This window comes from Rhizobium sp. 01L419, from assembly GCF_056400025.1.
Map to the genome: position 1 here is coordinate 39,746 of NZ_JBFTSM010000029.1, position 11,518 is coordinate 51,263.

General features: G+C 59.6%; 9 protein-coding genes and 1 pseudogene. 6 read left to right on the forward strand and 4 right to left on the reverse strand.

What is annotated here, in order from left to right:
- Positions 1 to 25: 25 nt before the first annotated feature.
- The 4 genes from AC1DUP_RS34380 to AC1DUP_RS34395 form a co-directional block, all read right to left on the reverse strand.
- Positions 26 to 1,393 carry a polysaccharide biosynthesis/export family protein gene (locus AC1DUP_RS34380; protein ID WP_113299906.1) on the reverse strand — a complete coding sequence of 456 codons (1,368 nt, stop codon included), beginning with the start codon at positions 1,391 to 1,393 and terminating at the stop codon, positions 26 to 28.
- An 8-nt stretch (positions 1,394 to 1,401) separates the two neighbouring features.
- Positions 1,402 to 2,352, reverse strand: a complete 951-nt coding sequence (locus AC1DUP_RS34385; protein WP_477836986.1) for a glycosyltransferase family 2 protein — start codon at positions 2,350 to 2,352, stop codon at positions 1,402 to 1,404.
- Positions 2,349 to 4,100, reverse strand: coding sequence for a Wzz/FepE/Etk N-terminal domain-containing protein (locus AC1DUP_RS34390; RefSeq protein WP_113311930.1), 1,752 nt, complete (start codon positions 4,098 to 4,100; stop codon positions 2,349 to 2,351). The genes AC1DUP_RS34385 and AC1DUP_RS34390 overlap by 4 nt, the downstream gene beginning before the upstream one ends.
- An 86-nt stretch (positions 4,101 to 4,186) precedes the next feature.
- A complete protein-coding gene (locus AC1DUP_RS34395; protein WP_113299903.1) occupies positions 4,187 to 4,900 on the reverse strand; it encodes a sugar transferase in 714 nt (237 codons plus the stop codon).
- A 471-nt stretch (positions 4,901 to 5,371) separates the two neighbouring features.
- On the opposite strand from AC1DUP_RS34395, the gene AC1DUP_RS34400 reads away from it, so the two are divergent.
- From AC1DUP_RS34400 to AC1DUP_RS34425, 6 genes and pseudogenes are all read left to right on the forward strand, one after another.
- Positions 5,372 to 6,109: a Crp/Fnr family transcriptional regulator gene (locus AC1DUP_RS34400; protein WP_113299902.1), complete on the forward strand. Its 738-nt coding sequence runs from the start codon at positions 5,372 to 5,374 to the stop codon at positions 6,107 to 6,109.
- Positions 6,110 to 6,227: 118 nt separating this feature from the next.
- Positions 6,228 to 7,619, forward strand: coding sequence for a glycosyltransferase family 4 protein (locus AC1DUP_RS34405; RefSeq protein ID WP_477836989.1), 1,392 nt, complete (start codon positions 6,228 to 6,230; stop codon positions 7,617 to 7,619).
- A complete protein-coding gene (locus AC1DUP_RS34410) occupies positions 7,616 to 8,860 on the forward strand; it encodes a glycosyltransferase (protein ID WP_477836991.1) in 1,245 nt (414 codons plus the stop codon). Before AC1DUP_RS34405 ends, AC1DUP_RS34410 begins: the two co-directional genes overlap by 4 nt.
- A gap of 97 nt (positions 8,861 to 8,957) precedes the next feature.
- Positions 8,958 to 10,439: an oligosaccharide flippase family protein gene (locus AC1DUP_RS34415; RefSeq protein ID WP_477836993.1), complete on the forward strand. Its 1,482-nt coding sequence runs from the start codon at positions 8,958 to 8,960 to the stop codon at positions 10,437 to 10,439.
- A gap of 50 nt (positions 10,440 to 10,489) precedes the next feature.
- A complete protein-coding gene (locus AC1DUP_RS34420; RefSeq protein WP_477836995.1) occupies positions 10,490 to 11,320 on the forward strand; it encodes a glycoside hydrolase family 16 protein in 831 nt (276 codons plus the stop codon).
- Positions 11,321 to 11,394: 74 nt separating this feature from the next.
- Positions 11,395 to 11,518, forward strand: a pseudogene (locus AC1DUP_RS34425) (IS5/IS1182 family transposase); the annotation flags it as partial.

The following is an 11,518-nucleotide window of genomic DNA, read 5'->3' on the forward strand; positions in this document are numbered from 1 at the left end:
CGCCGTACACTTTTGCCGAATTGCTCTAGTTCGATCCCGCCTGCGATACCCAGTTCGGACGGGGTGCATCGGTTCGGGCGACATTGGGAATGAGGGCGGCGGCCGGCTGCTGCGTCTGCGATGCGGCAGCCGACGTATCGGCAGCTGCCTGAACGCCGATCTCGATGATGTCATGCGGCAACAGGGCGGTGTTTTCGTCTGCGACGATATTGCTGTAGCTGCCGTCCTCGTTGCGGCGAACGATCTTGAAGTTCTTCTTCGTCGTGCCGAGGAGCGTTGATTCCGCACCCATGCGGGCGAGTTCGGCGCTGTATCCGGCCTGATCGCCGAGGAGTTGCGCCACCTGCATGTCGATGCCCGCCTTGTTGATGGCGAGGCTGAGGGTATTCAGCTCCTGCTGGTTTTCGGCGTTTCGCTTGTTGATGATGGTCGCCTTTTCGCGCTGGCTCTCGTTCAGACCCTGGCGGGATTTTGTCAGCGCGATTTCGAGGTCCAGCAGTTCGCTCTGTGTTTCAGCCAGACCGCGGTCGACCGAATATTGGCGGGTATTGCTGGTCAGGCCCTTGCTGACGAGGTTGTTGACGTTGTTGAGTTCCTGCTGCGCGAGATCGATCTGCCGCTTCTGGGAGACGATCTTGGCTTCGAGCGACTGGATTTCCTGCGTATAAAGCCGGCTCAGATCGTCTGCTGCCTCGATCTGGCTATTGGATTCGACAGCCCGCAGGCGCATCAGGTTCAGTTCCTCCGCCTTGAGCTTGTCGATATCGGGCACACCGACGATCTCGGCAGGAATGTCGAAATCGGACTGACCGGCGATCTCGGCGCGCAGGCGCGCGGCACGCATCAGGAGATCGCGGCGATTCAGGAGGGCCGAGCGGTAGTCGCCGGCCGACTGGATGCGGTCTCGCTGAAAGTAGCTGTTGTCGTCGCGCGACCGCATGTAACCGCCTGCAATGCTGACGGCTTTGATGACGGTCATATTGGCCTCGAAGGGATAGCGTCCCGGCCGCTCGATGCTGCCGTTGACGAAGATCGGCGCATGCTGGTCAATTTCGACAGCGATGAAAGGCCTTCCGGGAAGGTCGGCCTTGTCGGCCAGTGCGTCTGAAATGGCATCCGAAAGCTGCTCGGTCGTCTGGCCGGATGCCCTGATCTGACCGGCGATCGGGATCGAGAGATTGCCTGCGTCATCGACGCTGTAGGCTCCATCGAGAGCTTCCCAGCTCGCATATTTGGAATCGGCGGAACGCCATTCCACGACCCGCAGCTTTATCCTGTCCTCCGGGACAAGCGTATAGCTGTCGGCATGGGCAGCGCTCCATCCCAGCGCGCAGGTGAAGACGGCGGCAAGGCCAACGAATGGAAGACGATCAAGGAAAGACATGGGCCGCATAGCGCCTGTTACCTCCGTTTTGCCGCGATGGATGGCGAAGACATCTCGCGATTTGAGGATTGGCCGAGTTCGAGAATGCGCATGGGAGATGCACGTCCCATCAGAAGATCGGACAAAGCCAGGAAATTGCCGTTCAGCCGGCCACGGCGGTCGACTGCGCGGTCATTGAAGAGGGCGCCGCGGGCGTTCGCCAGGATATTGCGGCCGATCTGCGTCAGCGCACGGGTCCAGGACATGGTGCCCTTGCGCATCAGATGCACGGGATTTGCCACTTGTGAATAGCCGAGCCTCTTGCCGGGCTGGCGTCCGGACTTGACGCCGAGATGGACGCCGCAGGCGCCCGAAATATGCACCGACCGTCCATAGCGGGTGATGGACCGGCTGAAATCGACGTCTTCGAGCCAGCCGTAGAGCGGCAGGTTCTCATCGAAGGTGAGCCCGTGGTCAACGACTGGCGCCAGCCGAACTGCCATGTTGCACCCGTAGGCGTTATAGACTTCGGTCACCTGCTCGCCTCTTTCGCCTGCAGTCTTGATGACATGTATGGCTTCAGACTGGGTCAGCCCCTTGCCGAGAATGCCGTCGGCAAGCACGTCGCCGGTCGCGATGACCACATCCGGATTGTCGGCGAAGACGGTTGCCACGCGCGGAATGAAGCCTGGCGCGGGAATGAAGTCGTCGTCGAGGAAGATCAGCACGTCCATGTCCGCGCTTGCGGCCTCGATGATCCGGTTGCGCTGGCAGGTCAGGCCGCGGGCCCCGACCATCAATTCCACGCCCTTTCGGTTGGCGAGCCCGGCAGCGTCATCCAGGTTGGGAACACAGACGATGATGCGCTCCGGATGAGGCTTGAGGCTATCGATATAGGTTACTGTCTCCAGAAGCGTTGCCGGCCGGCCCGCCGAGGCAATGCCGACGGCGATTTTCAGCTTCAATGCCTGTGGGATCGCAACCATCATATCCGAGCACTCGATGGTGTGTTGTTGACAATCGCGCCGAGGATTTCTGCGCCGACATTGCGCATGCTGTCGACGACGCGAACGGTCTCGTCAATCGACGTGCGACCGTAAGAGGTTACGACGAGGACGCCGTCCAGCTCTGGAGCGATCGCGTTGGCGTCCGGCGACGAGGTGAAGGCGGAGATATCGACGAAAACGGCGTCGTACTCCTTCTTCAGGTCATTGAAGTTGAGCTGGGTGCGACGCGAGCTCAGGCGGATGGCGGGAGTCACTGCGCGGACTTTGCCGAGCGGCAGGAACTTCAGCGTCGGCGTCAGCGACAGGGTGGCGGTGCGGATCGCCTCGATATTGTCAAGCACGTCGATCAGGCCCGCTGAGCTGTTCGGCGCAATGGACTTGCTCAGGGAAGATTTTGTCGCCGCAGCATCGATCAACAGGGTACGCGAGCCTGATATTGCCGAGAGAACGGCGAGCTCACAGGCGATGGTGGATGCGCCGCCGCCAGGGTTGACGGCTACGATACCGATCACCACGCGCCGTCTGCGGCGGAAGCCGGTGACAGTCGCACCAAGTTCAGCCATTCCGGGGATCAGCGGATAGGCGACGGTGCCATTATCGGTGGCAGCAGGCAGCGTCGCAGCACGACCGGTCCGCTTTGCACGTCCCAGCGGCGTGACGAAAGACAGGCCAGCCGCCTGCGAGAGCTGCTGCGTGCGCATGATGCGCCGGTCGCTGACATGGCGGATCATGGCAAGGCCGAGGCCGGAACCGGCGCCGACCACCAGCGCGAAGGCGAGGATCAGCGAATTGTTCGGCTGTGCCTTGGCGAGTGGTGAGGTGGCGCGCGAAACGATGGTGGCGTCTGAAACCGGATAGGAGATGCGCTGCTTGGCCTCGGTATATTGCGTGAGGGTGTTTTCAAAGAGCGTGCGGCGGGCATCGGTCGCGCTCTGCAACTCTGCAAGCTTGAACTGGTCACGCGGATTTGCCTTGAAGGTGGCAAGGGCGCTGGCGGCTTCGGCAAGGCCGCGCTGCTGCTCATCGACGAACTGCTCCAGCCATTCGCTGTACTGCTGGGCAGCAGCTGCCTTCATCTGGACGTTCTTGCTGATGTACTGCTGGGCGACTGCGTCGGCGATCTCGACCGCTTTCTGCGGGTTGGGAGCGGATGCGGAGATCTCGAGGATCGTCGACTGGCCAATGCGGCGCATTGCGACAATATTGCGCAGCCGCGCGATCGCACGGTCGGTCCGCCGCGCTTCTTGGCTTGCTGCAACGGACTGGGCACCGCCCGAGGCTGCATCGCCCGGTGCAGGCTCGGACTGGGTGGTGCCGGCGAGGTTGCCCGTTAGCCAGTCCTTGACCTTGTCCTGCAGGGAAATGGTCTGATTGGAGAAGACCGGATCGTTGGCGAGGTTGAGCGCACTGGTGGCGCCGCCAAGAACGTCGCTGGACTTCGCTATTTCAAGCTGAGCATCGATGAAGGCATCTTCGGCGAAGGCCCTTTGAGCGTCCGAGCCGTTTACCTGCGGAAAGACCATGAGCTGGGTACTGGCCACGTAGGTCGGCTTGGCAATGAAGAGGTAGCCGGCGGCCAGTGCCAGGAAGACCAGTGTGGTAAACACGATCCACGGCCAGCGCATCCTGACGAAAAAGGACATGTCCCGCAGCGTCAGCGACGAATTGCCGCTGGCGGTGGCCGGCAAAGATATCGGGGAGACGCTGCTGAAGACGTGATTTGAGTTCATAGTGTCCTGATCCAAGGGCGAGAGGGTCTTCTTTGTTGAGATCCAGCAGGTGCGTTTGGCCCAGGCGGGCCATACGCCGTTTTGGACTAGTAGCAGCCGCGCTGCGAAAACAGGGCGGGAACGGTCTTGGCGATGATGATGAAATCGCGTGTCAGCGACCAGTCGCGGACATATTGGACATCGAGCGCGACACGATACTCGTAGCTGACATCGTTTCGGCCGCTGGTTTGCCACTGTCCGGTCAGGCCTGGTCTTGCGGCCATGTAGCTCGTGACATGCTCGCCGTAGCGGGCGAGTTCTTCAGCCGTCACCGGCCGCGGGCCTACAACGCTCATTTCGCCACGCAGGATATTGATGAGTTGCGGAAGCTCATCGATGCTGGACTTCCTCAGAATCTCGCCGACGGCGGTGATGCGCGGATCGTTCTTCAGCTTCCGCGTCGTTTCCCACTCTGCCCGCGCAGCCGGACTGGCGCGCAGCAAGTCGGCGAGCTGGGCGGCGGCATCGGTCTTCATGGTGCGGAACTTGAGACAGCCGAAGGCCGCCCCCCCATATCCAATGCGCGTATGCGAATAGAAGACCGGCCCCCGGCCGCTCAACTTTACGATGAGTGCTACGATCAGCATCAGAGGCGAAAGCAGGACAAGAGCGGTGCCTGCCATCACGATATCAACCGCCCGCTTGGATGCTCTGCCGACCACATGAGGCCGCGTTACTATGCGGCGATCGTTATTCGGCCCGGACTGCTCAACGTTCGGCCAGGGTTCACGAACTTCAATACTCTGTGCTTCCCAAGTCATCGACCGACTCCAAAAGTTTCCGGTTAGAACCTAATGAAGTCTGGTGCAGCGCAATGTGCTTGTCTGTGACCGCGGTCATAATGATTAGCAAATTCTTTATGCTAATACTACGATGCTATGGAGTTCTCTACGAATTCGGCGGCAGGGGATTTCTACATCCTAATTTTATTCGAGAATTTAACTTATATGACGTTCTACGCGCACGGCTTGAATAGATAAAGCCGGGCGTTGTAACTATTTTTTAGACAATTTTAATTTGGATCGCCCCAAAAATGGGCAATTCGGCTTAATACGCCCCCCGAATTCGACGGATGCTAGAAAAATATAATCTCTATAACTGCTGGTGTTGTCACTATTATTTGAGATGCTCTTGTCATATTCGATTGTTATTTGACTCTCAAGTTAGGACAATATAAATGATGCAGTGCAGCATCAGCTTACGACCAATCTGTTTGTTGGGGAGTTATGCGCATGGACGGAGCTACACAAACGCGAGACTATCGGGTCGCTATGGGCAAAGCGGCTATTAGCGTTGTTCCGGATACATCTTTGAACAACCGCATCTCAAGTGACGACGACTTCCCGTTCTGCCGCGCGACTATACGCAACTTCCGTCGCGGCGAACTTATTGCAGGTGCTGGAGTCTTCGTGGATATGTTCGCCCGCGTGCAGCGCGGACTTGTTAGCGCCAGCACGATGTTGCCGGACGGCAGGGAGTTCATCGTCGAGATCATTCCGAGGGGCGGTTTGATCGGCGAGCTTGAAGTATTGCGCAAGCAAATTCTGAATCTGGAGTATAGAGCCAGTTCGGATTGCGAGCTATACTTCTTCGAAGGCCGTCTGCTGCGGGAAAGGTACGCAACCGATCCGCAGTTTCAGGAGAAGGTCTTTTCGAGAACGCTTGCGCGTGTTTCAGAGCTGGAGCGCCGCATCATTTCGAATGCCGGATCGAGCCTGCAGTCGCGGCTGGCAGCAATGCTTCTGCGGTTATCTTCGGTTTACGGAAAGGACACGCCGGCCAACCGGGACGTGCTGGTCATCTCCCAGAACGATCTGGCGGCGACGCTTCCGGCTTCCCGTGAAAAAGTCAACCAGTGCTTGCGGCGCCTGCGCGAATGCAAGGTGATCGACGGAGCCCAGGGCAAGATCCGTATCCTCAACCGCAAGGCACTGGAAGCCTATGCCGACGGTGCAGCGTCGGCAAAATAACGCCTTCGTCACGATCCGGCTGCCATCCGCAGCCGGTCCGTGACCACTTCACCCCTCATGGACGGCGTAGGGGCCTAGCCGTCAAAGCATCCATTGTGTCTGTCGTCGGAGAGCTTCTATGAACGACATCGGCCAACTGCGTCCTGATGAGAGTGGGTCCGCCGTTTCGACGTTACGGTGGCCGGCTTCAGGTCGCTATGCAAAATTATGGAGGGACGGCATCGCTGCGTGCCCGGCGCTCGACCGTGTGGTCATCATCGATGACTATTCGACGGCGAGGGGTGGGGCGACCGCCCTTGCGGTGCTGTCGGCAAAGCTCTTCTGCGGACTCGGCATTGCCGTGACCTATATCTGCGGCGACGATGGAGCGAACCAGGAGCTCGCATCCCTCGGCGTTTCAATCGTCAACCTGAATAGCCGTGACCTCCTGAGTTCCAGCCGCGCCAAGGCTTTCGCGACCGGCATTCACAATCCCGCAGCCGGCAGCATGATTTCCGCCTGGGTACGCGCCAACGATACGCCCAGGACAGCCTATCATGTCCATGGCTGGCATCAGATACTGTCGCCGGCTGTCTTCGACGCGCTCACACCTGTTGCCGATCGATGCGTCGTTCACGCACATGATTTCTTCAACGGTTGTCCCAATGGGGCCTTTTTCGATTATCAGGCGCAGGAGATCTGCAAGCGGCGTCCGCTCGGGACAGGCTGCATTTCCACCTCCTGCGACAAGCGCAGCTATGCGCAAAAGCTGTGGCGGACGGTTCGCGGCGCCAATCTCTTCCGTGCGCTGAGGAGCCGTCCAGCCTTCGGCAGGATCATCCTGCTCCATGAAAAAATGGCCGAGTTCCTGGTGCAATCCGGCTATCGGCCGGAACGGCTCGTCACCATCCGCAATCCGGTCGCGCCACTGACGGCCGAGCGTATCACGGCCGAGGATAATGACGAGTTCGTCTTCATCGGCCGGTTGGACGAGGAAAAAGGCATCGAAGACGCGCTTGCCGCTGTGCGCAGGGCCGGAGCAAGGCTTTGCGTCGTTGGCGACGGGCCGCTGATGCCGAAGGTCATGGCGGCCGGTGATCATGTCAGGGCCATGGGCTGGCAGTCGCATGCGGAGATCGGCCGGATCATCCGCACTGCAAGTGCGCTTGTCATGCCGTCCCGCTATCCGGAGCCGTTCGGCCTTGTGGCGATCGAGGCGGCGCGCAGCGGCCTTCCTGTGATCATGACCAAGGGCGCCTTCCTTGCCGAGGAAATGGAGAGGGCCGGAATGGCGATCTCCTGCAACACGATGGACGAGGAAGGCTTCGCCGCAACGCTGACGGCCTTCCGCAGCCTGCCGAAAGAGGATGTCCGCCTCATGAGCGAACGTGCCTTCCGGCTGTCGCCCAATCTGGCAACGACACACGAAGAATGGCGCGATGCCCTTCTCGCACAATACCGCAGTCTGATTCCGACACATGTGGTGCCCGAGCCGAGGGGCGGGGCGATCGTACAAGGAGCGTTCAGGTGACCGTAAAAGCAGCAAGCTCTCTGCCCGAAGCAATGGCATTTCGTGGCGATGCGCCCGTCGTGGCAAGAAGCCGAGCCATCGAAGCAGGCAGTAGGGCCGATGCGAAGCCCCTTCGTGTCGCTATCGTCCACTACTGGCTGGTATCGATGCGCGGTGGCGAAAAGGTGGTGGAAGAACTCTGCCGCATGTTCCCGCAGGCAGACATCTTCACGCTGGTGTATAATCCCGATCGCACCAGCGACTTCCTGAACAGCCGCAACATCCGTACGTCCTTCCTGCAGAAGATCCCGCGTTCGACGCGCCATTACACGAAGATGCTGCCGCTCATGCCCTTCGCGCTGGAGCACTTCGACCTTCAGGACTATGATCTTGTCATTTCGAGCGAATCTGGTCCCGCCAAGGGTATCATCACACGGGCGGATGCACTTCACATCTGCTACTGCCATTCGCCGATGCGCTACATCTGGGATCAGTTTCACCTTTATCGGCGCGGTGTTTCCTGGATCGGCAAGGCAATGATGTCACTCACGGCACCGATGCTGCGTGCCTGGGACGTGACGACCGCCTCACGCGTCGACACGTTCGTAGCGAATTCCAGCTATGTCGCGGGCCGTATCCGCCGCTTCTATGACCGCGACGCCGTCGTTATCTATCCGCCGGTTGCGACCGACGATTTCACCATCGGGCAAGGCAAGGGCGAATTCTATCTCTATGCGGGCCAACTCACCGCCTATAAGCGGCCGGATATTGCCGTGAAGGCCTGCACCGAAATGGGCCGCAATCTCGTCGTGATCGGTGAGGGCGAGCAGGAAGCCTATCTGAGATCAATCGCCGGACCGACGGTGCAGTTCCTCGGTCATCAATCGTTCCCGGTTCTGCGCGATCACCTGTCGCGCTGCCGCGCGCTGCTGTTTCCCGGCATCGAGGACTTTGGCATTCTCCCGGTGGAAGCGATGGCGTCCGGCCGGCCGGTTCTGGCTTTCGATGCGGGTGGCGCGCGCGAGACCGTCTGCGCACCGCATGTCGGCTTCCGCTTTGCCGAGCAGAGTACGGAAGCGCTGATGGAAACGATCACTGCCTTCGAAGCGGTCGAGGACACGCTTGATCCGGTGGCGATCCATAACCACTCCTTGAAATTCTCCGCATCAGTTTTCCGCGACCGCCTCGGTTCACTCATCGACGAGCAACTCGCCAAGCATGGCCATCAGGCCGCAAATCCCAACAGGAAGAAAGCAAGCTGACACGCCCAACCGGCCGAAAGGTCGGCAAAACCCCGGAGCGGCGGGCACCCCGGCGCTCCCCGGAAGAGGTTCGTTGTACATGGCCAAGGAATAGATCGTGTCAAGCGTATCGCATAGAACGGCGACAGCAAGTATCTGGACAATCAGCGGAAAATTCCTGGCACGGCTTCTCGATTTCGTGAGCCTGCTCGTCCTCGCGAGACTTCTGAGCCCGGCCGATTTCGGGATCGTCGCTATCGCCACGTCGGTTCTCGTCATCGTCGAGGCGATCCTCGACCTGCCACTCACCCAGGCGCTGGTGCGCGTTGCATCGCCATCCGAGCGGATGTTCGCCACTGCCTTTACGCTGAGCCTCATCAGAGGGACGGCGATCAGCCTGCTGATAATCATCATCGCCTGGCCGATGGCTCTCATCTACGACGATCCGCGGCTTTTTTCGCTCGTGGCCGTGGTTTCGATTGCGCCTGCGATGCGGGGCGTGATCAGCCCGCGCATGGTGATTTTCATGCAGCGTTTCGACTTCCGCCGCGAATTCGCCATCGATCTCATTACCAAGGGATCGACCCTGATCTTCGGTGTCGGCGTCGCGCTTGCGACCGACAGTTACTGGGGGCTGGCGATCGGCGCTGTCGCCGGGCCGACCGCGGGAACCATCGCCTCCTATATCTTCGCGCCGATGCGGCTGAAGCTCAGCCTCTCGGAATGGAAACACTTCCAGGACATGATCGGCTGGAATACGGTTTCTCAGGTCCTCAACTCGCTCAACTGGCAGATGGACCGCCTGCTGCTGCCACGCTTCACAAGCCTTTCCACTTATGGCGCCTTCAGCGTCGCGGATAATCTCGCCGGCATTCCCTATCAGACGTTCGTCGGGCCGCTGATGCGCCCGCTGATGGCTGCCTTTTCCAATGTCAGCGACCGGGACAAGCAGATCACAGCCTATCTGAAGGCGACCAATGCGATCATGGTCGTGGCGGCACCCATCCTGCTCGTCATCATTTTCCTGGCCGAACCGATCCTGCGCATCGTCGTCGGCGAGAAGTGGGCCTTTGCGGCGTCGATCCTGCAGTGGCTCTGCATCGCCAGCCTGATCGGCCTGCCGACGACCATTATGCCGCCGCTCGTTATGGTTCTCGACAAGACCCGCTACGTGGCGCTCCGGATGTTCGCTGAATTTGCAGTGAGGGCGCCAGTTACCGTGCTCGGCGTCGTCATGTTCGGGCTTGACGGTGCGTTGGCGGCGCGCGTCATCGCTGCCGTTGTTGCCTATGTCGTCTGCCTTGCCATCACATGGAAACTGATCGGCGTCTCGATCGGCGCGCAGCTTTATGCATTCATCCGGCCGCTCGCGGCCAGCCTGCCGATGATCGGTTTCCTGCTCTTGGTGCAGCCCGCTCTGATTGCCATGCCGCTCGGCATCGAACTCGTTGTCGGCGTCGGCCTCTGCAGCGGTGCCGCGTTTGCAATCTTCTGGGTTTCCTCCCTGCTCTTGTGGCAGGTCGTCGGGCGGCCCGACGGGCTGGAAGCCATCGTCGTCAGGAAGATCATGCCCCGGCGAAACGGAGCCGTCGTTTCATGATCGGCTTTCAAAAACCCAACAACAGGTCTGGAATCTCCGGGAGGGAGAAAATGCGCTATACGAAATTCGCCGGAAGATTTGCGCTTCTTATGATCATTGGCCTTTTCGGCCCGCCAGGCCCCCGTGTGAGCCAGGCGGAAGAGCCGCTAAACCTCGACGATTTCCAGATGACCTTTGCCGAAGACTTCAACACGCTCGACGTTTCGGCCTGGGGCGAGAACGGATCACGCTGGATTGCGCATACGCCATGGAACGGCGATTTCGGCGATGCCCGTTTTACCGACCCCATGGACGGTTTCCCCTTCAGCGTCGATAACGGCATCTTGCGGATCGAGGCGCGGAAGGATGCGGATGGTAAGTGGCGCTCCGGTCTGCTCGCCTCCACCAATCCGAAGGGAGAAGGTTTCTCCCAGAAGTTCGGCTATTTTGAAGCGCGCATGAAGCTACCGCCCGGCAAGGGCGTCTGGCCGGCTTTCTGGTTGATCGGCCTCGACCGATCCAAATTCACTTCGGAAATCGACGTGATCGAATATTACGGGCGAGCGCCCGGCGAGTTCAGCATGGGCTATCATGTCTGGCGGCCGAGCAACCAGCATACGACAGACGGCCATCTGACGAATGTGCCCGAAGGCTCGCTCAGCAGCGACTACCATACTTTTGGCGTCGATATCGGCCCGCAGAAATCGACCTTTTATCTGGATCGCAACCCTCTCTGGAGCTTCGATACGCCGCCGGAGTTCGAGATGCCCTTCTATCCGCTGGTCAACCTCGCGCTCGGGTCAGGCTGGCCGATCGATGAAACGCCGAACCCGTCCTATCTGCTGGTCGATTATATCCATGTCTATCAGCGCAAGAGCCTCGTTTCCGCGAATAAGGACTAGGGTTAAAACCCAATCAAACTATTGATTAAATTATCTCTGTATGAGTCACTTCGGTAATAATGGGAGTTTGAATCATGGCAGGAGAATTCTGGCTTGATGACCGACAGTGGGCGGTGATCGCTCCTCTGCTTCCGACGAACCAACCCGGCGCTCATCGAACTGATGACCGCCGGGTGATCAGCGGGATTATCCACGTCC

Coding starts and splice junctions, on each gene's coding strand:
- AC1DUP_RS34380 (WP_113299906.1), bottom strand. CDS start 1,393: ATGCGGCCCATGTCTTTCCTTGATCGTCTTCCATTCGTTGGCCTTGCC.
- AC1DUP_RS34385 (WP_477836986.1), bottom strand. CDS start 2,352: ATGATGGTTGCGATCCCACAGGCATTGAAGCTGAAAATCGCCGTCGGC.
- AC1DUP_RS34390 (WP_113311930.1), bottom strand. CDS start 4,100: ATGAACTCAAATCACGTCTTCAGCAGCGTCTCCCCGATATCTTTGCCG.
- AC1DUP_RS34395 (WP_113299903.1), bottom strand. CDS start 4,900: ATGACTTGGGAAGCACAGAGTATTGAAGTTCGTGAACCCTGGCCGAAC.
- AC1DUP_RS34400 (WP_113299902.1), top strand. CDS start 5,372: ATGGACGGAGCTACACAAACGCGAGACTATCGGGTCGCTATGGGCAAA.
- AC1DUP_RS34405 (WP_477836989.1), top strand. CDS start 6,228: ATGAACGACATCGGCCAACTGCGTCCTGATGAGAGTGGGTCCGCCGTT.
- AC1DUP_RS34420 (WP_477836995.1), top strand. CDS start 10,490: ATGCGCTATACGAAATTCGCCGGAAGATTTGCGCTTCTTATGATCATT.